The 20,700-nt window shown below is 71.1% G+C and carries 16 protein-coding genes; 9 read left to right on the top strand and 7 right to left on the bottom strand.

Annotation, left to right across the window (positions count from 1 at the left end; translation table 11 throughout):
* Positions 1-46: 46 nt before the first annotated feature.
* Positions 47-1,255, bottom strand: a complete 1,209-nt coding sequence (locus ACFXOA_RS23050; RefSeq protein WP_385031640.1) for an oxygenase MpaB family protein — start codon at positions 1,253-1,255, stop codon at positions 47-49.
* A gap of 287 nt (positions 1,256-1,542) precedes the next feature.
* Here ACFXOA_RS23050 and ACFXOA_RS23045 point away from each other — a divergent pair, with 287 nt between their 5' ends.
* The 7 genes from ACFXOA_RS23045 (at position 1,543) to ACFXOA_RS23015 (ending at position 11,118) form a co-directional block, all read left to right on the top strand.
* Complete coding sequence (locus ACFXOA_RS23045) at positions 1,543-3,171, top strand: succinic semialdehyde dehydrogenase (protein WP_385031637.1); 1,629 nt, start codon at positions 1,543-1,545, stop codon at positions 3,169-3,171.
* A complete protein-coding gene (locus tag ACFXOA_RS23040) occupies positions 3,168-3,647 on the top strand; it encodes a DUF4334 domain-containing protein (protein WP_385031634.1) in 480 nt (159 codons plus the stop codon). Before ACFXOA_RS23045 ends, ACFXOA_RS23040 begins: the two co-directional genes overlap by 4 nt.
* On the top strand, positions 3,644-4,696 hold the full coding sequence (locus ACFXOA_RS23035; protein WP_385031631.1) for an alcohol dehydrogenase catalytic domain-containing protein: 1,053 nt from the start codon (positions 3,644-3,646) through the stop codon (positions 4,694-4,696). Before ACFXOA_RS23040 ends, ACFXOA_RS23035 begins: the two co-directional genes overlap by 4 nt.
* A 59-nt stretch (positions 4,697-4,755) precedes the next feature.
* Positions 4,756-5,919, top strand: a complete 1,164-nt coding sequence (locus ACFXOA_RS23030) for an acyl-CoA dehydrogenase family protein (protein ID WP_385031628.1) — start codon at positions 4,756-4,758, stop codon at positions 5,917-5,919.
* Between the two features lie 145 nt (positions 5,920-6,064).
* Positions 6,065-7,582: a cryptochrome/photolyase family protein gene (locus ACFXOA_RS23025; protein ID WP_385031625.1), complete on the top strand. Its 1,518-nt coding sequence runs from the start codon at positions 6,065-6,067 to the stop codon at positions 7,580-7,582.
* Positions 7,583-7,647: 65 nt separating this feature from the next.
* Entirely contained in the window at positions 7,648-8,592 is a 945-nt protein-coding gene (locus ACFXOA_RS23020; RefSeq protein WP_385031623.1) for an HAD family hydrolase, read from the top strand.
* Positions 8,593-8,760: 168 nt separating this feature from the next.
* Entirely contained in the window at positions 8,761-11,118 is a 2,358-nt protein-coding gene (locus tag ACFXOA_RS23015) for an arylsulfatase (protein WP_385031620.1), read from the top strand.
* A 152-nt stretch (positions 11,119-11,270) separates the two neighbouring features.
* Here the strand turns inward: ACFXOA_RS23015 and ACFXOA_RS23010 are convergent, their stop codons facing one another.
* The 3 genes from ACFXOA_RS23010 to ACFXOA_RS23000 form a co-directional block, all read right to left on the bottom strand.
* Positions 11,271-12,449: a 4-hydroxybenzoate 3-monooxygenase gene (locus tag ACFXOA_RS23010; protein WP_385031617.1), complete on the bottom strand. Its 1,179-nt coding sequence runs from the start codon at positions 12,447-12,449 to the stop codon at positions 11,271-11,273.
* Positions 12,450-12,583: 134 nt separating this feature from the next.
* Positions 12,584-13,342, bottom strand: coding sequence for an IclR family transcriptional regulator (locus ACFXOA_RS23005; protein ID WP_385031614.1), 759 nt, complete (start codon positions 13,340-13,342; stop codon positions 12,584-12,586).
* A 115-nt stretch (positions 13,343-13,457) separates the two neighbouring features.
* Positions 13,458-13,985 (bottom strand): DUF6584 family protein, encoded by a 528-nt coding sequence (locus ACFXOA_RS23000; RefSeq protein WP_385031611.1) that lies wholly within the window; start codon positions 13,983-13,985, stop codon positions 13,458-13,460.
* Between the two features lie 231 nt (positions 13,986-14,216).
* On the opposite strand from ACFXOA_RS23000, the gene ACFXOA_RS22995 reads away from it, so the two are divergent.
* A complete protein-coding gene (locus ACFXOA_RS22995) occupies positions 14,217-14,759 on the top strand; it encodes a class I SAM-dependent DNA methyltransferase (RefSeq protein ID WP_385031608.1) in 543 nt (180 codons plus the stop codon).
* A 118-nt stretch (positions 14,760-14,877) separates the two neighbouring features.
* Here the strand turns inward: ACFXOA_RS22995 and ACFXOA_RS22990 are convergent, their stop codons facing one another.
* The 3 genes from ACFXOA_RS22990 to ACFXOA_RS22980 form a co-directional block, all read right to left on the bottom strand.
* Positions 14,878-17,301, bottom strand: a complete 2,424-nt coding sequence (locus ACFXOA_RS22990; protein ID WP_385031605.1) for a glycoside hydrolase family 9 protein — start codon at positions 17,299-17,301, stop codon at positions 14,878-14,880.
* A gap of 420 nt (positions 17,302-17,721) precedes the next feature.
* On the bottom strand, positions 17,722-18,018 hold the full coding sequence (locus ACFXOA_RS22985; protein ID WP_385031601.1) for an SHOCT domain-containing protein: 297 nt from the start codon (positions 18,016-18,018) through the stop codon (positions 17,722-17,724).
* Between the two features lie 27 nt (positions 18,019-18,045).
* Entirely contained in the window at positions 18,046-18,486 is a 441-nt protein-coding gene (locus tag ACFXOA_RS22980; protein ID WP_385031598.1) for a DUF6325 family protein, read from the bottom strand.
* Between the two features lie 283 nt (positions 18,487-18,769).
* On the opposite strand from ACFXOA_RS22980, the gene ACFXOA_RS22975 reads away from it, so the two are divergent.
* The coding region (locus tag ACFXOA_RS22975; protein ID WP_385031595.1) for a S8 family serine peptidase at positions 18,770-20,700 on the top strand (1,931 nt) is incomplete at its 3' end.

The following is a 20,700-nucleotide window of genomic DNA, read 5'->3' as shown; positions in this document are numbered from 1 at the left end:
CCGCGGCCCGGCCGTGCGGTCGCGGGGCGCCGTACGGGTCGCCGGCTCAGGCGCCGGGCCGGTTCGCGGTGGGCAGGGTGATCGGGGTCTGCGTCGCGGAACTGCCGTTGTTGAGGAACAGCATCGCGATGCCCCGCACGAACTGGTCGAACAGGTAGAGGCCGTCCGGCACGATGGGCGACAGCCCTTCCCTGAACCTGACGTACGTCGGCCAGGCGGCCCTGATCAGGGCCCGTGACACCAGGTCCCTTCCCAGGCCGAGCCAGTCGGCGTACTTGTCGCTGATGAGGAAGCGGACCATCTCGTTGAGGAATCCGGTGGTCAGGCCCAGGGTGGGATCCTCGATGTACCCGAGCAGGGTCTTGGCCAGGTCGGTGCCCTCGGCGGTGGGGGCGACGACCGGCCAGAGCATCTGGTCGGCCTGCGCCTGCGCGTCGGCCCAGGTGGCGGGGATGAACTGCTCGTGGACGCCGAGGAGATGGAGGGCCACCTTCCAGGCGTGCAGGTCGGCGGCCTTCTCCGCCGCCGTCTGCCTGATGCCCCACTTGGCCATGTTGTTGTAGGCGACGGTGGCCACGGAGTGGAACGTGACCAGGATGTCGCCGTTGCTGATCGGCTTGGGCTGGTCGGAGGTCGCCATGAACTGCTTCGACTTCGGCAGCAGGTTGCGGACCACCGAGTGCACCAGGCGTGTCTTGTTGGCGGAGACGACGAAGTGCCCGGTGGGCTGCCAGGCGCTCGCGCTGTGCAGGTCGTAGCCGAACGTGAACGTCTTGGCCGCGCGGGCCTTCATGTCGGCGCCGCCGGCGGACCAGTAGACCGCGCGCGCCTCGCGGGGGATCACGGTGCTGAGCATGCCGCTGCCGAGGCTCTCCGACACGAACAGGTAGCCCTGGAGCCTCTTGTAGAGCTTCTCGGACGCCGCGAGCAGCGCCGGATCGGCCCATGAGGGCAGCTTGTTGGCCTCGGTGAGGTAGTCGGTCAGGTACCCCGGCATGCCGGAGGGCAAGGGGTCCTTGTTGTCGACCCAGGACTCCCATGCCTTGTTGACCGCCGGGGCCGCGCCGTCGGCGAGGAGGCGAGCGGCCACCTCGTCCGCCGTCGGGTCCCAGACCGTGAACGGATCGGTGACCGTGTCGGTTCCGGCGACCGAGCCCGTGGACGACCAGGACCAGGCTTGGGGCGCGCTCGTCGCAGTCGCGAGGCCCAGCACGGCACCGATCGACAGGGCACGCCTTCTGGTGGGATTCTCCATTTACTTGGCTGCCTTCCATACGGGCATGGACACCCTTGGAGTGGGCCTGAGGTGCGGATTTCGGCCAGGTCACAAGGTTGCCCTCGGATGTGATTTCTGATTAACATAACGAGGCGTTCGATCGTGGGCAAGACCTCTGCACGGGGCTGTCCCGCAAGGCCCGGAATTCACTGCTGTCCCCGGTGTCGCCGAGCTCTCGGCTCCCGGATCGCCGGCGGAGCGGGCACACGCGGCAGCCGTTCGGCCACTCTCCCGACCCGTATCCGTCCGGCGCTTTGAGGAGTTCCATGAACACGGAGCAGGACCAGACCGAAGCGCCCGCCGCGCCCTCGGCGGCGTCAGGCGCACGACCCTCCTGGGTGACCGACGAGCTGATCGGGCGGTGGTGCGCGTGGGTGCACCACGACGAGGCCCGGCAGGGGAGGGGGGCCGCCGATCCGGTGACCGCGCTGGCCCCCTACGACCTGTCGCCGATCGCCCCCGTCCCCGCCTGTGACCCGGCGGACGTCGATTCGGCGGCCGGCGTCGCCCGCGCCGCCCAGCACGAGTGGTCGCGGACGCCGCTCGCCCGCCGCGCCGAGATCGTCCTCGCCTTCCACGACCTGCTGCTCGAACGGCAGGACCAGGTGCTCGACCTGATCCAGTGGGAGACCGGCAAGGCGCGCTACCACGCATGGCAGGAGGTGGCGCAGGTCGCCGCCGTCGCACGCCACTACGCCAGGCGCGCCCGCCGCTATCTGGGCACCCGCCGGGTACGCGGGATGATCCCCGGCCTGACGAAGGTCGAGGAGGTGCGCCGCCCCAAGGGGGTGGTGGGTGTCATCTCGCCCTGGAACTACCCCCTCTACCTCGGGGTCGGTGACGTGCTCCCCGCGCTGCTCGCGGGGAACGCCGTCGTCTCCAAGGCGGACCCGCAGGCCGCGCTGACCATGCTCTGGACCCGGGCCCTGCTCCACGAGGCCGGTCTGCCGGTCGACCTGTGGCAGGTCGTGGCCGGAGACGGGGCCGTGGTGGGGTCCGCGGTGGTGGACGCCGTCGACTTCGTCTGCTTCACCGGCTCCACCGCCACCGGGCGCGTCGTGGCCGAGCGTGCCGCCGGGCGGCTGACCGGCTCCTCCCTGGAGCTCGGCGGGAAGAACCCGCTCATCGTCCGCGCGGACGCCGACATCGCCGCGGCGGCCGCCGGCACGGTGGTGGCCGCCTTCGCCAACACCGGGCAGATGTGCATCCACATCGAACGCGTCCACGTGCACGAGAAGGTCTACGAGGCCTTCCGTGAAGAGCTGTTGAGGGCCACGCAGGCGCTGGTCCTGGGAAGGACCTTCGACTACTCCGCGGACGTCGGTTCGCTCGTCTCGCCCGCGCAACTGGAGACCGTCCGGGCCCACGTCGACGACGCGGTGTCCAAGGGGGCGACCGTGCTCACCGGTGGCCGCGCGCGTCCCGACATCGGCCCGTTGTTCTACGATCCGACGGTCCTCGAAGGGGTCACCCCGGACATGGACGTCTGCGGGAAGGAGACGTTCGGCCCCGTCGTCTCGCTGTATTCCTTCGCCACCGACGACGAGGCCCTGAGGATGGCGAACCAGGGCAGCTACGGCCTGTCGGCCTCGATCTGGTCGCGCGACACCCGCGAGGCGGCCCGGATGGCCGGGCTGATCCGCGCCGGATCGGTGAACGTCAACGACGGCGCCGCGGCCGCCGCCGGCAGCGTCGAGGCCGGCATGGGCGGCATGGGCGACAGCGGTCTCGGCCGCCGCCACGGAGCCGAGGGCATCCGCAAGTACACCGAGAGCCAGACGGTCGCGGTCCAGCGCCTCATGCCGCTCGGCCCGGCCCCGAAGCAGTCGGTGCAGGACTTCGTGCGCCGGACCAACGGCCAGATGGCCCTGATGCGCCGGCTGCGTGTGCGATGAGCGACGACAGGCCCACGGTACGGGAGCGGTGGCAGGCGCTGCGGGCCGCGGAGGGCCCGCTCGACCCGGCGGAGCTGGACGCCCTGTGGGCGGACCTCGACACCGTCGACGCCTCGTCACTACGCGGCTCCTGGCGCGGCTTCGCCTTCCCGACCGGTCACCCCGTGGAGCGTGTGCTCGCCCGCAGCCGGTGGCACGGCAAGCGGTTCACCACCCAGGACGACGTGCAGCCGCTGATCTGCCGGGGCGAGGACGGCGCCCTCTACTCCGACACGACGTCGGGGCGGGGCGGCGCCAGCCTCTGGAACGTCGAGTTCCGCGGGCAGGTGACCGCCACGATGGTGTACGACGGCATGGCGGTGCTCGACCACTTCAAGCGGGTCGACGACTCCACCCTCATGGGTGTGATGAACGGCAAGGCGGCGACGTCCTCGGCGAGCGGCCACCTCTTCTACTTCGGCCTGGAGCGGGAATGAGGATCTCCGCGCTCCTGACCCGGGGGTCCGCGCCCAGCGAGATCGTCGAGGCCGAGCTGGACACCCCCCGGCCCGACGAGGTCATCGTGCGGATCGAGGCGGTCGGTGTGTGCCACACCGACCTCGTCACCCGGAAGAGGCTCCGCGAGCGGCCCGCCGTCCTCGGCCACGAGGGCTGCGGCATCGTCGAACGAGTGGGTTCGGCCGTCGACGGCACCACCGTGGGGGACAGGGTCGTGATCTCCTTCGCCTCGTGCGGCGGATGCGCCCAGTGCCGAAGGGGTCTTCCCGGATACTGCGCCTGGTCGGCGGCGCTCAACGGCTCGGGCCGGCGACTGGACCGTTCTCCCACCCTGCGCGTCCGCGAGGAGCCGGTCTTCGGGGCCTTCTTCGGGCAGTCGTCGTTCGCCACGGCCGCGCTGACCGACGCCCGGTCCTGCGTGCCCGTCGGAGACGTACCGCCGGAGGTCGCGGCGCCCCTGGGCTGTGGGTTCCTGACCGGCGCGGGCGCGGTGCTCAACGTGCTGCGCCCCCGGCCCGGTGACCGGGTGCTCGTCATCGGTGCCGGGGGAGTGGGCGCCGCCGCGGCACTGACCGCGCTCTCCGAGGACGTCGAGGTGCTGGTGGCGGAGCCCGTGGCGGAACGCCGTGAGCTGATGGCCCGCTGCGGCGCCACGGTCGTCGCCTCCCTGGACGAGGCGATTCCCGCGGTCACGCACGCACTGGACACCACCGGCCGGCCCGAGTCCGTCACCCGCGCGCTCGGGCTGCTCCAGCCGTGCGGCGTGCTGGCCCTGGTCGGGCTGGGGCCGCCGGACGTGACCGTCGACGTGCGGTCCCTGATGCTGCGCGGACTGCGGATACACGGCTGCGTGGAGGGCGACGCCGAACCGTCGGCGCTCATCCCCGAGCTGGTACGGCGCCACCGGCGCGGCCTCCTGCCCCTCGAACGGCTGGTGACGACCTACCCGCTGGCCGACTTCGACCGGGCGGTGACCGACCAGCGCGCCGGCCGTGTGCTGAAGCCGGTCCTCCTGCCCGGTACCTGAGCCGCCCCCGAACCTCACTTCCTCCCCCCCCCGATCGTGATCTGGAACAGGAGTTTCCGATGGCCGATGTGATCTCCGCCGAGCGCTCGCTCTACGAGGACGAGCACGAGATGCTGCGGGAGACGGCCCGCGCCTTCGCCGACAAGCACGCCGCCCCGCACGCCGAGCGGTGGCGTGCCGAGGGGAAGGTCGACCGGGAACTCTTCGAGGAGGCCGCCCGGGCCGGGATCCTCGGCTTCAACATCCCCGAGGAGTACGGGGGCGGCGGAGTCGCCGACTACCGCTTCAACGCGGTCATCGGCGAGGAGTTCTCCCGGCACCCAGCCTCCGACGGCCTGGCCTCGGTCACCCTGTCCAACGACATCGTCGTCCCCTACTTCACCGGCCTGACCGATGCCGGGCAGAAGGCCCGCTGGCTGCCCGGCATCGCGGCTGGGGAACTCGTCGTCGCGGTGGCGATGACCGAGCCCGGGACCGGAAGCGACCTGGCCGGGATCGCCACCACCGCGGTCCGCGACGGCGACGAATACGTGGTCAACGGCAGCAAGGTCTTCATCTCCAACGGGCAGAACGCCGACCTCGTCGTCACCGCCGTACGCACCGGCCCCGACCGCCACACCGGGCTCAGCCTGCTGGTCGTCGAGGCCGACCGCCCCGGCTTCACCAGGGGGCGCAACCTGGAGAAGGTGGGCCTGCACGCCCAGGACACCAGCGAACTCTTCTTCCAGGACGTCCGCGTACCGGTCTCCAACCTCCTCGGCCGGGAGGGCGACGGCTTCAAGGCCCTGATGCACAACCTCCCGCAGGAGCGGATCTCCATCGCCGCCAACGCCGTCGCCTCCATGGAGGGCGTACTCGAACGCACCCTGGAGTACGTCAAGGGACGTGAGGCGTTCGGCCGGCCGATCGGCTCCTTCCAGAACACCCGCTTCGAGCTCGCCGAGATGGTCACCACGGCCCGGGTGGGCCGCGCCTACCTCGACGACCTGCTGGCCCGTCACTCCCGGGGCGAGCTCACCGCCGTGGACGCCGCCGCCGCGAAGTTCTGGGCCACCGAGCGCTATGTCGAGATCGTAGGCCGCTGCGTGCAACTCCACGGCGCGTACGGCTACATGACCGAGTACCGCATAGCCCAGGACTACCTCGACTCACGCATCACCACCATCTACGGGGGGACCACCGAGATCATGAAGGAGATCGTCGGCCGGGACCTGGGCCTGTGACCGCCCGACGCACCCCGAACGGCCGGACCGGGGGCGTACCCGGCGTGTGCGGGGCGCGGCTCGCCCTCCGGTGCGCTTGGATCGCCGGGGTACGGGCCGCGGCACCCGCGTCACCCGGCGACGGACCGTCGAGGGAGCACCCGCCATGGCAGAGGAAGAGTCCGGCACCCCCCACTGGCTGTTCGGCGACCAGCTGGGCCCCCACTTCCTGGACCCCGCGAGGGGCGGCCCCCACCGGGACGCCCCACTGCTGATGATCGAGGCCCGGAGCGTCCTGCGGCGACGGCGGTTCCACCGGGCCAAGGCCCACCTCGTGCTGTCCGCGATGCGCCACCGCGCCGCCGAGCTCGGCGACCGGGTGCGGTACGTGAAGGCCGGCACCTACCGCGAGGGACTGCGCGAGGCGGTGGGGGACGGCCCGGTGACCGTACGCCACCCCACCTCGCACGCCGCGTACGCCTTCGTGAGCGCGCTGCCCTCGGTGCGCGTCCTGCCCGCGGGCGGCTTCCTCGTGACGCACGAGGAGTTCCGAGAGTGGGCGGACACCCGGGGGACGAAGCACCTGAGGCAGGAGGACTTCTACCGGTGGGTCCGGCGCGGGCACGACCTGCTGATGGAGGGCGACCGGCCCGTGGGCGGGCAGTGGAACCTGGACCACGACAACCGTCGACCGCCACCGCGCGGTGACTCGGAACTCGGCGTGCCGGCTCCCTACCGCCCCCGGGAGAGCGACATCGACGCCGAGGTCAGAGCGGACCTCGACCGGTGGGAGCGGGACGGGGAGGTCGAGTTCGTCGGTGAGGACGCGCCCCGCCGCTTCCCCGCCACCCGTCGCGAGGCGCTCGCCGCCCTCCGCCGCTTCATGGAGCACCGGCTCGCCACCTTCGGCCCCCACGAGGACGCGATGCTCGCCGGCGACCCGACGATGAGCCACAGCCTGCTCTCCTCGTCGCTCAATCTCGGCCTCCTGGACCCGGCCGAGTGCGTCGAACGGGCCGAGGCCCGGTGGCGGTCGGGCGACGCCCCGCTCAACAGCGCCGAGGGCTTCGTACGCCAGGTCGCCGGATGGCGCGAGTTCGTCTGGCACGTCTACTGGTACTTCGGCGACCGCTACCGCGACGGCAACGCCCTGCGCCACCACGCACCGCTGCCCGGCTGGTTCACCGGGCTGTCGCCGGACGGCACCGACGCCAACTGCCTCTCCCAGGTGCTGGAACAGGTCAGGGCGACCGGCTGGACCCACCACATCCCCCGGCTGATGGTCCTCGGCAGCTTCGCCCTCCAGCGAGGCTGGGAGCCACGGGCCGTCACCGACTGGTTCCACCGCAGCTTCGTCGACGGGTACGACTGGGTGATGGTCCCCAACGTGGTCGGCATGTCCCAGTACGCGGACGGCGGGCGCATGACCACCAAGCCCTACACCTCGGGCGGCGCCTACATCGACCGGATGAGCGACCTGTGCGGCCCCTGCCGGTACAAGCCGTTTGTACGCGTGGGAGAGGACGCCTGCCCGTTCACCGCCGGCTACTGGGCCCTGCTGCACCGCCATCGTGACCGTTTCGAGCACAACGCCCGGATGACCAGGGCCGTACGCGGACTGGACAGGCTCACCGACCTCGACGCACTGCTGGCGCAGGAACGCGACCGTGACGGCGAGGCCTGAGGTGTGCCGGCCCGGGGCTGCGGTCCACGGATCGAGGCAGCCGCAGGGCTGTTAATTTGCCCCTTATGAACGATTCTGATCCGCTGCCGTCCTGGAACGACGGAGAGGTCCGCTCCTCGCTCCTGCGTTTCGTCGACGGGGTGACGACCCCCGGGGAGGACTTCCTCGCCCCCGAGGACCGGATCGCCGTCTTCGACAACGACGGCACGCTCTGGCCGGAGAAACCCATGCCGGTGCAGCTCCACTTCCTCCTCCGGCGGTGGAAGGAGATGGTGGCCGCCGACGCCTCCCTGGCCGGGAGGGAACCGTACGCCTCCGCGGTCGCGGACGACCCCCGATGGGTCGGCTCGGTGATCGCCGCGCACTACGCGGGGGACGACGCGAGGATCCCGGAGCTCGCCGAGGCGGTAGTCGCGGCCCAGCGGGGGCTGAGCACCGGCGAGCTCGCCGGACTGGTCGAGGAGTTCTTCCGCACCGCGGAGCACCCCGGGCTCCGCAGGCCGTACACCGCGTGCGCGTACCTGCCCATGACCGAGCTCCTGGAGCTGCTGCGCGACAAGGGCTTCACCACCGTGATCGCCTCGGGAGGCGGGCGGGACTTCATGAGGGTCATCAGCCGGTCGATGTACGGCGTACGCCCCGACCAGATCATCGGGTCGACCGCCGACACGGTCTGGTCCGGCAGCCGGCGCACCGTGGTCTACGGCGAGGGAGCCCCGTACCTCGACGACGGCCCGGCGAAACCCGTCCGCATCTGGAGCCGGCTGGGCAGACGGCCCGTGCTGGCCTTCGGCAACAGCAACGGTGACATCGAGATGCTCGACCACGCCACGGCGGAGCGGCCGGGACTGGGCGTCCTGATCCTCCACGACGACGAAGGACGCAACGATCCCGCCTACACCACCGGAGCGGAGCGGGCCCTGGAGGAGGCACCGGGGCGCGGCTGGCTGACCGTCAGCGTCCGCGACGACTGGTCGCGCCTCTTCGCCGACGACGCGGGATCCACCTGACCGCCCCGCCCGCGTGCCCGGCGCGGACACCGGGCCACCGGACGGAGTACGCCGTTGGCCCGTTCGGCCTCCACGGTCTGCCGTCCTCCCGCGGTCCGGGGACGCTGGGCTGGTCCGTCGGCAGCGGCGCACGTACGAGCCGTGCGCTCGACATGGAAGGCGATACGCATGGCTGACGCGTTCCGAGGTGTGGTGAACCTCGACGTCCGGGACTCCGTCCCGGACTGGTCCCCCTTTCAGCAGCCGAAGGCGCCCGAAGGGTCGCCCAACGTGGTGTACATCGTCCTCGACGACGTCGGCTTCGGCGCCATGAGCTGCTACGGCGGCCCGATCGAGACACCGAACATCGACCGCATCGCGGCGAAGGGCCTGCGCTACAGCCAGTGGCACACCACCGCGCTGTGCTCCCCGACCCGGTCGGCGCTGCTCACCGGCCGCAACCACACCACCAACGGCATGGCCTGCATCAGTGAGGCGGCCATCGGGTTCCCCAACAGCAACGGGCACATCCCCCAGGAGTGCGCCACCCTCGCCGAACTCCTCGTCGACAAGGGCTGGAGCACCTCTCTCGTCGGCAAGTGGCACCTGTGCCCCGAGGACGAGATGAACCTCGCCTCCACCAAGCGCAACTGGCCGACCGGCCGCGGCTTCGAGCGGTTCTACGGCTTCCTCGGCGCCGAGACCAACCAGTGGTACCCGGACCTCGTCCACGACAACCACCCGGTCCAGCCTCCCGCCACCCCCGAGGAGGGCTACCACTTCAGCGTCGACATCACCGACAAGGCCATCAGGTACATCGACGACGTCAAGGCCATCGCCCCCGAACGGCCCGTCTTCCTCTACTACGCGCCCGGCTGCGCCCACGCCCCGCACCAGGCGCCCAAGGAGTGGATCGAACGCTACCGGGGCAGGTTCGACGCCGGTTACGAGGCGATGCGCGAACAGACCCTGGCCCGGCAGAAGGAACTGGGCCTGGTCCCGAAGGACACCCAGCTCCCGCCCGTCAACCCGATCGGCACACCCGACACGAGGACCGGACCGGACGGCGAGCAGTTCCCCGACGTGGACTACACGCGTCCCTGGGACCAGCTGAACGCGGACGAGCGCCGGCTGTTCGCGCGGATGGCGGAGACCTACGCGGGTTTCCTCTCCCACTGCGACGAGCAGATCGGACGCCTCCTGGACTACCTGGAGGAGATCGAGCAGCTGGACAACACCATCATCGTGGTGGTCTCCGACAACGGGGCCAGCGGTGAGGGCGGACCCAACGGATCGGTCAACGAGAACAAGTTCTTCAACGGGGTCGCGGACGACCTCCAGGAGAACCTGGCCATGATCGACGAGCTCGGCGGCATCAACACCTACGGCCACTACCCGAACGGCTGGGCCATGGCCTTCAACACCCCGTTCAAGATGTGGAAGCGCTACTCCTTCAACGGCGGCACCTGCGACCCCTGCGTCGTCTCCTGGCCCGCGGGCGTCAAGGCGCGCGGCGAGGTCCGCGACCAGTACCACCACGCCGTCGACATCGTGCCCACCGTCCTCGACTGCCTCGGCCTCGAACTCCCGGACACGGTCAAGGGCCGTACCCAGATCCCCCTCCAGGGCGTCAGCATGCGCTACAGCTTCGACGCCGCGAACATCCCCACGGCCAAGAGCACGCAGTTCTACTCCATGCTCGGCACCCGCGGCATCTGGCACCAGGGCTGGAAGGCCGTCACCACCCACCCGGCGGTGAGCGGCTGGAGCAACTTCGCCCAGGACACCTGGGAGCTCTACCACGCCGAGGCGGACCGGGCCGAGATGCACGACCTGGCCGAGCAGGAGCCGCAGAAGCTCAACGAACTGATCGCCCTCTGGTACCACGAGGCGGGCGCCAACCAGGCCTTCCCGCTCGACGACCGCTCACCCATGGAGATCCTGTCGACGTTCCGTCCGCAGCTCACCCCGGCCCGCAACCGGTACGTCTACCGGCCCGGCGCCTCCGAGGTGCCGGAGTCCGTCGCGGTCAACATCCGCAACCGCTCCTACTCGATCGGCGCACTGGTCGACTTCGAGGGCACCGAGGCGTCGGGAGTGCTCTTCGCACACGGCGGCCGGTTCGGCGGGCACGCGCTCTACGTACGCGACAACCGGCTCCACTACGTCTACAACTTCCTCGGCAGCGAACGGCAGTCGGTGAGCTCCGGCACGGACCTGCCTGCCGACGGCCGGCTGGTGCTCGCCGCCTCCTTCGAGAAGGACGGCGAGGAGTCCCCCGGTGTCGCCACCGGCATCCTCAGCCTCTACCACGGGGAGGAGAAGGTCGGCGAGGGGCGCATCAGGACCCAGCCCGGCAAGTTCACCCTGGCCGGTGAGGGCCTCAACGTCGGCCGGGACGGCGGTGAACCCGTCACCGACGACTACCCCGGCACCTCGCCCTGGGCCTTCGGCGGAGCCACCCTGCGGCGCGTCGCCGTCGACGTCAGCGGCGAGCCGTACATCGACCTGGAGCGTGAGGCCATGGCGATGATGGCCCGCGAGTGACACCGGTGTCCGATGCGGGTGCCTGACACGGCGCTCAGGGCCGGTGACCGGCGACGGGCCGCACGACGCGGCCCGGCGACGGGCGTGCCCGCCCACGCGGCGGCCCGTCCGGCGCCGGTGGGCCGGCACCCGCGCCAGGGGGTGCGGGCGGTTCAACCGAGCGGGGGCAGAGGGAGGCCGGTGTAGCCCTCGGCGAGGTACGCGCGGCCGGCGGGCGACCCGACGACCGAACGCAGTTCGCCGAGCCGTCGCATCCGGTCGAAGTCGCTCGCACCGGGTTCGAGGTGCAGCATGCTCGTCATCCACCAGGAGAAGTGCTGGGCCTGCCAGATCCGCTGCCGGGCGGTCTCCGGGAAGGCGTCGAACAGCCGCTCGTCCCGGTCGAGCAGCAGCGCCCGCAGAGCCTCGGCGAGCAGCACCACATCGGCGACCGCCAGGTTCATGCCCTTCGCGCCCGTCGGCGGAACGGTGTGCGCGGCGTCGCCGACCAGGACGACCCGGCCCCGCCGCATCTCACGTGCGACGAAACTGCGGAAGCGCAGTACGTCCCGCTGGAAGATGCGGCCCTCGCGGAGGGTGGTACCGGGCACCCGGGCCTGGAGGGTCTCCCACAGCTGCTCGTCCGTCGCCGCCTCCGGGTCGGTGTCCGGGGCGCACTGGAAGTACATGCGCTGGATCTCGGGGCTCCGTTGGCTGATCAGGGCGAACCCGTCGGGGGAGTTGCTGTAGATCAGCTCCTGCGAGCTGGGCGGGGCCTCGCAGAGGATGCCGAACCAGGCGAACGGGTACTCCCTGAAGAAGCCGCCGTGCGCCCCCGTCACCGCCTCACGGACGACACCGCGAGAGCCGTCGGCGCCGACCACCACGTCCGCGTCGATCTCGACCGCGTTGCCCTCGGCGTCCTTGCCGACCACCCGGGGGCGGTCGGTGCCGGCGTCCTCCACGCGCGTGGCCGTCACCCCGAAGCGGAGATCCTGACCGGCGGCGAGCCGTGCGGCGATCAGGTCCTTCAGCACCTCGTGCTGCGGGTACAGCCACACCGCCCGGCCCACGGTCCCGGCGAAGTCGATGCGGTGTCCCTCCCCGGCGAAGCGGAGTTCGATCCCCTCGTGCCTGTGGCCGTCGGCGAGAACCCGCCGCGACGCACCCGTCCCGTCGAGGATCTCCACCGTCCCCTGTTCGAGGATGCCCGCCCGGATCGTCGTCTCGATCTCTTCACGGGAACGGGAGTCGACCACGACCGATTCGATGCCGTACCGGTCGAGCAGGTGGGACAGCAGCAGACCGGCGGGGCCTGCGCCGACGACGGCGACGCGGGTGCGTGCGGGCATGACGTCTCCTCTGGCGGAGCTGGACGCAAGAAGCGGGAACGCCACGGAGTCTGGCGCCGTGACAGCCCACCCGACGAGACCTCTTCCCGTTGAACGGGAATCCGCTCGGGTGCCGCCCGCGCTGTCCGCCGTCGCTACGGCCGCCCCGCGGCGTAGGCGGCGGAGATACCGGACGCGGCGGCGCGGAGTTCCCCGATCGCCTGACCGGGCAGGATGTCGCGGGGCAGCACGACGGACAGGGCGGCGATCACCCGGCCGGCCGGCCGGTCCCGCACCGGCACGGCCACGCCCGTGGAGACCGCCTCGACCGAGCCGGGCGACACGACGAAGCCGTCGCGCAGGACGCGGGCCAGGTCCCGCCGCAACCGTGCGGGGTCGGTCACGGTCTCGGGCGACACGGCTTCCAGAGGCCCGGCGAGCACACGCTCCCTGAGCTCCTCGGTGCCGTGGGCCAGCAGTACGAGCCCGGCCGACGAGGCGTGCAGGGGCAGGCGCCCGGCGACCCGGGTGATGTTCGCACCCGCCTTCGGATGCGACAGGCGCTCCACGAAGAGCGTCTCGCCGTTCTCCACCACCGCGAGCTGGGTGTGTTCACGGACCCTGGCCTGCACGCGCTCCATGAACGGCAGCGCCGCCTGCCGCAGACGGAGCGCGTGCGAGCCCCGCAGGGCCAGCTCCCACAACCGCAGGCCCAGCCGCACCCGCTGCTCCTCGTCCCGCTCCAGCAGCCCGCACTCCACCAGGTCGGCCACCATCCGGTGCGCGGTGGACGACGGCAGCCGCGCCCGCCGCCCGATCTCCGCCGCCGACTGCACGGTGCGGTCCGTGCCGAACGTCTCCAGGACGCGCACGATCCGCTCGGTGAGGGTCTCGCCGGAGGGTGAGTTGGCCATGGGACGTCCTCCGCTTCAGCTGCCCGCGTCGTGTACGGGTGAAAGTGGAACACGTCCCGGCCGGACGGTCCCGGCGAAGTGCGGGCGGTGCTCCCCACCGTCCGGGCGACCCGGGTCAGCGGAAGAGGGCAACGACTCCGTTCACCCAGATCGCGAGGAACGCGGCGGCACCCACCAGGCAGCCGACGCCCGCCGTAACACCGCCCACCGTCCACGGCCCGGAGGGCATCTCGTACTTCTCCTCCGAGCCGTCCCGGTAGGAGGCGGGGTCGCCCCAGTCGACGGGGTGCCCCAGCTCCTCGGCGCAGGCGGTCCGCAGGGCGACCAGCTGCCCCTGCGCGAAGGCGGTGGCAGCCCTCGCCTCGGGGCCGTGCCAGGCGAGGGCGTTCATCCGACGAGCAGGAGACCCGTACCGCGCCTCGAAGGCGGCGGTCTCGTCGGCGTCGCGGCTCTCGTCGAGGAACATCCAGCGTCCGGCCTCGGCGGCCTCGCCGTGGAGCCGGTACACCTCGGCCAGACGCCGGCGGAGCGCCAGGTCGTACGGGAAGGAGGAGACGAGACCGCGCAGACGCTGGCGTGCGACGGGAACCCGGCCGGCGGCCAGGTCTGCATCGACTCGGGCAAGGGTCTCTCTCAGGGGCATGGGCACATGATCGGGTACGCACTGATCCGCGTCGACCTGGTTTTCGACCGGCACTTGCCCGCTCCCGGCGGCGTCGGCCGCGACGAGGCCGGACCAGGACGGGCCCGGCCCCCTGTAGTGCCCGTCGCCGCGAGCGAGTGGAGTGCGGCGCGGTCCCGGTGCACCGGGTGAACGGTCGGGCCGGCGGAGACCCTCGGGTTGTCCGTCAGCCGCCTGTGGCACCGTGGCCCCATGAAGTGGAACGGTGAGGAGTACCAGCGGCGGTTCGACCGGATCGCGGGCGAGGGAGGGGACGTGCACGGGGAAGCGGACCTCGTCCGCTCCCTCGGACCCGCGACGGTCCTCGACGCGGGATGCGGGACCGGACGGGTGGCCGTCGAGCTGGCACGGCACGGGATCGCCGTGACCGGGGTGGACGTCGACGACTCGATGCTCGCCACCGCCCGGCGTCTCGCGCCGCAGATCCCGTGGCACCGGTGCGATCTCGTGCGGCTGGACCTGGGGGAGACCTTCGACGTGGTGGTGATGGCCGGGAACGTCCCCCTGTTCACCCCGCCCGGAACCGAAGCGGATCTGGTGGCCGGCGTGGCGCGTCATGTCCGCCCGGGCGGGCACCTCGTCGCCGGGTTCTCGCTGGACCGTGGCTACACCCTCGACGCCTACGAAGAGCACTGCCGGGCGGCCGGCCTCCTCCCGGAGGCACGGTACGCGACCTGGGAGCGGAGCCCCTTCACGGGCGGGGACTACGCGGTCTCGGTGCACCGCATGCCCTGAGACCGCGTGCCGTGGGACCGCGTGCCGTGGGACCGCGTGCTCTGTGACCGCGTGCCGTGGGACCGCGCGGGGCGGAGGCCGCGACGACACGGCCAGCGCCCCGCTCTGTGTCCGTGGTTCAGGAGCAGCTGACCCCGTTCAGGGCGAATCCGGTGGGCGCGGATCCCGGTGTCCCCGTCCCCTGGAAGCCGAACGAGGCCGAACCGCCCGGCGCCACCTTCCCGTTGTGGCCTGCGTTGGTGGCGGTCACCACCGCTCCGGCCTGGGTGGCGGTGGCGTTCCAGGCGCTGGTCACCTTCTCGGCACCGCCGAAGGTCCAGTTCAGGCGCCAGCCGTCCACGGGCGTGCTGCCGGTGTTCCTGACGGTCACGTCGGCGGTGAAACCGCTGCCCCAGGACGAGCCCACCTTGTAGGTCACCGAGCAGGCGGCACCGGCGGACGGCGTCTCGGTCGGCGTGGGCGTCGGGGTCGGGGTCGGCGTGGGCGTGGGTGTCGGGGTGGGTGTCGGTGTCGGTGTCGGGGTCGGGGAGGGCTCAACCGGGTCGCCGTCCGGCAGCTCACCCCATTGCTGTGACGTTCCGTTCAGGAGCACCAGCTTCGGCGCGTCCACCGGGGTGGAGCCCGGAGTCGTCGGAAGGCCCGCGTAGGACCAGTCGTTCGACGGGTCCCACGCGCCCGGGGAGGTGATCCGGAACTGCACCTCCTTGCGGTACGCCGACTGTCCGGACGGGGCGATCACGGTGTTGGAGCAGTCCACGCTGACGTAGTAGACATCGCCCTCGTACTGCTTCGCCCCGGAGGCGGTGCCGCACTGGTTGTAGTTGGTGGTCACCGTGATGCCGGCGGGGGAGACCCCCGGCTCCAGAGTGAAGTAGTAGCGCAGCGAGGCGTTCTTCAGCGGCCGGGCCGGCCAGGCCGACTTGTTGACCAGGTACGCCTTGATCTCGGTGAAGCCTGGCCCGGTCGCGTTCACCGACGCCTGGGCCAGCACCTCCGGACCGTCCGGTGTCTCGGCCTTGGGGAACGAGGCGAGCGGGGCGCCGCCGTATTCCGCGTACAGCCGGGCGAGGGCGCCGGTGAAGGCGGCGTTGTAGTCGGTGGCGACCTCGTTGTTGGTGTAGTTCTGCCGGTCGTCGGTGTAGGAGTCGTCCGCCGCGCCCGGACCGCCGACGAGGGCGCCGTACAGGACGTGGCGGGTCTCGACGGGGTTGGTCATCTGGTCGGTCCACGAACCGTGCGCGGTCCGGTGGTGCGGCTTGGTCGGCGGGGTGGCGCCGAAGCCGACGACGTAGCTGGCCTTGCGCGGGTTGTCCCCGAGGGCGTAGTTGATCTGGCGCACCGCGAAGTCGTGGTATCGGGCCTTGCGGGTCGCGTCGCCCGTCAGCCAGTCGCTGTAGGAGAGCGCGGCGAAGGCGGTGTTGGCGGCGTAACGCAGCGATCCCCAGGAGTCCAGCACGGCCTGCCCGCCGGGCGAGTACGCCACCTTGGCGCCGTTCACCCCGGTCGTCCACCAGTCGAGCCAGCGGTTGGAGTCGTCGATGTACCGCTGCTTCCCGGTGAGTTTGGCCAGCATCACGTACGAGCCGTACGAGGTGTCGTCCCAGGAGAGCGTCCACCGGTAGGAGCGGGTGGAGGTCTGCGGCTCGGTCGACAGCCCGTCGTAGTACGTCTCGGCCTTGGCCAGGTAGGAGGCGTCACCGGTGGCCTTGTAGAGCCAGATCGCGCCCCACACCAGCTCGTCCTGGTAGCCGCTCCAGGAGTTGTAGTACGACTTGGCGTCGGTGATGCAGTCGCTGTACTTGCCGCGGTAGGTGTCGGCGAAGGAGTACAGCTGCTTCGCATGGTTGAGCAGTTTCGCCGCGTACGCCGGATCGTCGTCGGCGAACAGCATCGAGGAGGACGCCATCGCGGCGGCCGTCTGCCCGGCGAGGTCGGTGCCGGGGCAGGAGGCGTCGATCTTGTACGCGGGCCGGGCCATGGACATCACCTCGGCGGGGCCCCACCACTTGTGGTCGTCGCCGCCGTTGCCGACCTGCCCGTAGAGCACGTTGGCGGAGGGGTGGGCCTTGACGAAGTAGTCGTTGACGAAGCGCAGGTTGTCCTTCAGGTGCGCCAGCTGACCGGACGCGGCGTAGGCGGCCTTCTGCTCGATACCGCCCCAGGCCAGGACCGTGGCGCTGTAGGCCATCGGCAGACCGAACTTCACATGGTCGCCGGCGTCGTACCAGCCGCCGGTCAGATCGAGCCCCACGTCCTTGCCGTCGTCCATGCCGGAGTCACCGCGCCAGGAGACACGGTTGTCCTCGGGCAGCTTGCCCGAGCGCTGCGCCTCGTAGAAGAAGAGCGACTTCTGCAGGGCCTCGCCGTAGGCGAACGCCGGGGCGGCCTGGGCGGGGGAGACGGCCAGGGGGGTGAGTCCGGCGCCCAGCAGCGCGGCCACGCCGGCGAGGGTGACCCCCAAGCGGGAGCGGGCGGTGGTGACCGGCGGGGAGTGGCGGGATATGGATCTGCGGAACGCGCGGGGAAGGGTGGGCAGTCGCAACGGATCGTCCTTCGGTGCGGCGGGCGGCGGGTGGAGCCCATGGGTCGTGCCGGACCGGCGGATGACCTGACGGACCGGACCGGCGGGGCGGTGGTGCGGCTCGTGCGGAAGTGCGGCTCGTGCGGGTGCTGAACGGTGCGGGTGTGCGGCTCGTGCGGGTGCCGTGCGGCGGGGCCGGTGCGGGGTGACACCGGCCCGCGCGGAAGCGTCGGCAGCCCGCAGCGACGTCCGGCGCGACGGGCGTGGGAGCGCTTCCACGGACGTGCTCATGAAGCCAGCGCGGGCCCGCCCTGTCAACGGGTCGCGTAGGGCGAGTGGCGTTTCACGAGGTGGGGCGCCACGGCCGGAGCGCGTCAGGAGCGGTCCGGGCCGGGTGGCCCGGGGGTGGCGGCACGGACCGCCGGGCGCCGGGCCTCCGTCTCAGGAGTTGAGGATGCGGGCCTTCTCGGTGGCGAACTCCTCCTCGCTGAGCACCCCTTGCGCCTTCAGCTCGGCGAGCTGGGTGAGCTGCGCGACCCGGTCGGTACCGGCCGCCGGTGCGGCTGCCTGCGGCGGCGCGGGTGCCGGCGGGGGCGCGGCGTACTGCTGCTCGGTCTCCATCTGGCGCTGCATGTCGTGCCGCTGCACCCGGTTGGAGACCGCGGTCGCGGTTCCCGAGATCACCGCGGTGCGGGCGATGGTGCCCAGCAGGCCAGGCCGTCCGAAGCGCTGAATCATGATTGCCCGTCTCCTTCGTCTGGTGGGTCAGTTGCCGTCGAGGGCGGCGATGGCTTCGATGACGGTCTCCCGGGGGATGCGTTCGAGCATCACCACCTCGCCCTCGGAGTCCCGCACCGCTGCCGCGAGCCGGCGGGCCCAGGTGTTCTCCCAGGCCACGACGAGTGCCGAGGAGCGGGGGGTGAGGGACTCGGACACCGACTTCAGGTCCTCGTCGCTCAGCAGGTCGAACTGCTCGTCCGTCACCTGCTGCAGGGTCTCCGCGACCTCCTCGTCGGTGATCTCGACGACGGTGACGGCGCCGTCCTCCGCCTTGGAGACGAACGCCAGGTCGAGGATCCGCACCGTCCCCTTCTGCTGGAGTTCTCGGAGCGCCGGGACGATCTCCCCGTTGAAGTGGTTGCCCTCGAAGGCAACCACGGAGACATCCACCGGGCCTACGGTGTCGGCATTCAGGGTGCTGGGCACGAGCGGCCGCCTTCCGTGAAGCATCAGAAAATGGACAAACCGCATCACAGGTTGCCTTACGGGCGTGTCCTGGGTGTGTCCGACCCGCCGACCTGTCGGTCTTCCGGCGGTCCCCGCCGATGCCTGACTCGTCCCGGAAACGCCGGGGCGATCAATGGAATTGCCCGGGAATCGCCGTCCCCGGCGAGCCGAATTCCGCTCCTGCTGGTGGCCGGTAATGGCTCAGTAACGCCCTCTCCGTAGCGTTCGTGCTCTCCCGTACCGTTCCTGGAGGAGCACCCTGATGCACCTGCCCCGATCCCCCCGGCGCAGATCTGCGGCGTGGGCGACGGCCGCGCTGACCTCGGCCGTTCTGCTGACCGGCGCCATGCCCGCTGTGGCCGCCGCTGACAGCGCCCCGTCACCGAAGATCGATTCCACCCTGCTGAACGCCGTGGACAAGGGCGGCGAGGCGTCCTTCTTCGTCGTCCTGAAGGACAAGGCGAACCTGTCCGAGGCCAAGAAGCAGAAGACCCACGCCAAGAAGGCGAACGCCGCCTACAAGGAGCTGCGCGCCAAGGCCGACAAGAGCCAGAAGTCCCTGAAGACCTTCCTGGACAAGAAGAAGGTCGGCCACCAGGACTACTGGATCGCCAACACGGTCAAGGTCACCGGCGGTCAGGCCCTCGTCGACGAGCTGGCCAAGCGCTCGGACGTGGCCTCGATCGTCAAGGAGCGGACCTTCAAGCTCGACGACATCGAGACGTCCGACAAGAAGGTCACCACATCGCGCGCCGCCGCCCTGGGCGCGGGCACGGACTCGTCCGCGGACGGCACCGACGCCCCGGCCTGGGGTGTCTCCGACATCAAGGCCGACCAGGTCTGGGACCAGTACGAGGACCGCGGCGAGGGCATCGTCATCGCCAACGTCGACTCCGGTGTGCAGTACGACCACCCGGACCTCGTCGCGAACTACCGCGGCAACAACGGTGACGGCACCTTCTCGCACGACTACAACTTCTACGACCCGACCGGGGTGTGCACCACCACCGCCCCCTGTGACAACAACGGTCACGGCACCCACACCATGGGCACCATGGTCGGGAAGAGCGGGATCGGTGTCGCGCCGAACGCGAAGTGGATAGCGGCCAAGGGCTGCGGCACCGACCAGTGCGACGACACCGCCCTGCTCTCGGCCGGCCAGTGGATCCTCGCACCCACCGACCACAACGGGCAGAACCCGCGCCCGGACCTGGCGCCGAACATCGTGAACAACTCCTGGGGCGGCGACGACAACACCTTCTACAAGGACATCGTCGAGGCGTGGAACTCCGCCGGGATCTTCGAGGCGTTCGCGGCCGGCAACGACGGTGACGGCGTGACCTGCTCGACGACCCACCCGCCGGGCTCGCAGGTCGCCTCCTACGGTGTCGGTGCCTACGACGCCGCGGGCAAGATCGCCGACTTCTCCGGCTTCGGCCCCTCGCCGATCGACGGCGGCGCCAAGCCGAACATCTCCGCCCCCGGTGTCCTGGTCCCGTCCGCCTGGCCCGGCTCGTCCTACAACACCATCAGCGGCACCTCGATGGCCACCCCGCACGTCGCGGGCGCGGTCGCGCTCCTCTGGTCGGCTGCCCCCTCGCTGATCGGCAACATCGAGGAGACCCGCAAGCTCCTCAACGAGGGCGCGCGTGACGTCGACGACACCCACTGCGGCGGCACCGCCGGGATGAACAACGTCTGGGGTGAGGGCAAGCTCGACATCCTCGCCTCCGTCGACAAGGCCCCGCACACCGCGGCGACCGTGACCGGCACCGTCACCGACAAGGCGACCGGCAAGGCCCTGAACAACATCACCGTCCAGGCCACCGACACCGCCGGCACCGTGCGCACCGTCACCACCACGACCGACGGCACCTACCGCCTGCCGCTGCCCGCCGGCACCTACACCTTCGCCTTCACCGGCTACGGCTACGCGGCCGGCTCGGCCGAGGACGTCACCCTCGCCGAGCAGCAGACCCGCACCCAGGACATCGCCCTGGCCCCGGTGCCCTCCCACAAGGTCACCGGCACCGTCCTGGACGTCACCGGCAAGCCGCTCGCCGGCGCGACGGTCGAGCTGAACGGCACCCCGCTGGGAGCCGCCACCACCAGCGCCAAGGGCAAGTACACCTTCGCCACCGTCGCCGAAGGCACCTACAGCCTCGCCGTCAAGCCCGCCGCCCCCGTGCTCTG

Origin of the sequence: Streptomyces sp. NPDC059166, from assembly GCF_042755185.1 — a bacterium.
Lineage (GTDB): Bacteria > Actinomycetota > Actinomycetes > Streptomycetales > Streptomycetaceae > Streptomyces.
Note: the sequence above shows the minus strand (reverse complement) of the source record. Positions and strands in the feature narration are given on the sequence as shown.

What these genes read in the sequence shown, in the direction of transcription:
- ACFXOA_RS23010 (WP_385031617.1), bottom strand. Translation starts at nt 12,449, where the DNA reads ATGCCCGCACGCACCCGCGTCGCCGTCGTCGGCGCAGGCCCCGCCGGT.
- ACFXOA_RS22995 (WP_385031608.1), top strand. Translation starts at nt 14,217, where the DNA reads ATGAAGTGGAACGGTGAGGAGTACCAGCGGCGGTTCGACCGGATCGCG.
- ACFXOA_RS23040 (WP_385031634.1), top strand. Translation starts at nt 3,168, where the DNA reads ATGAGCGACGACAGGCCCACGGTACGGGAGCGGTGGCAGGCGCTGCGG.
- ACFXOA_RS23045 (WP_385031637.1), top strand. Translation starts at nt 1,543, where the DNA reads ATGAACACGGAGCAGGACCAGACCGAAGCGCCCGCCGCGCCCTCGGCG.
- ACFXOA_RS22985 (WP_385031601.1), bottom strand. Translation starts at nt 18,018, where the DNA reads ATGATTCAGCGCTTCGGACGGCCTGGCCTGCTGGGCACCATCGCCCGC.
- ACFXOA_RS23030 (WP_385031628.1), top strand. Translation starts at nt 4,756, where the DNA reads ATGGCCGATGTGATCTCCGCCGAGCGCTCGCTCTACGAGGACGAGCAC.
- ACFXOA_RS23005 (WP_385031614.1), bottom strand. Translation starts at nt 13,342, where the DNA reads ATGGCCAACTCACCCTCCGGCGAGACCCTCACCGAGCGGATCGTGCGC.
- ACFXOA_RS23025 (WP_385031625.1), top strand. Translation starts at nt 6,065, where the DNA reads ATGGCAGAGGAAGAGTCCGGCACCCCCCACTGGCTGTTCGGCGACCAG.
- ACFXOA_RS23000 (WP_385031611.1), bottom strand. Translation starts at nt 13,985, where the DNA reads ATGCCCCTGAGAGAGACCCTTGCCCGAGTCGATGCAGACCTGGCCGCC.
- ACFXOA_RS23035 (WP_385031631.1), top strand. Translation starts at nt 3,644, where the DNA reads ATGAGGATCTCCGCGCTCCTGACCCGGGGGTCCGCGCCCAGCGAGATC.
- ACFXOA_RS23020 (WP_385031623.1), top strand. Translation starts at nt 7,648, where the DNA reads ATGAACGATTCTGATCCGCTGCCGTCCTGGAACGACGGAGAGGTCCGC.
- ACFXOA_RS23015 (WP_385031620.1), top strand. Translation starts at nt 8,761, where the DNA reads ATGGCTGACGCGTTCCGAGGTGTGGTGAACCTCGACGTCCGGGACTCC.
- ACFXOA_RS23050 (WP_385031640.1), bottom strand. Translation starts at nt 1,255, where the DNA reads ATGGAGAATCCCACCAGAAGGCGTGCCCTGTCGATCGGTGCCGTGCTG.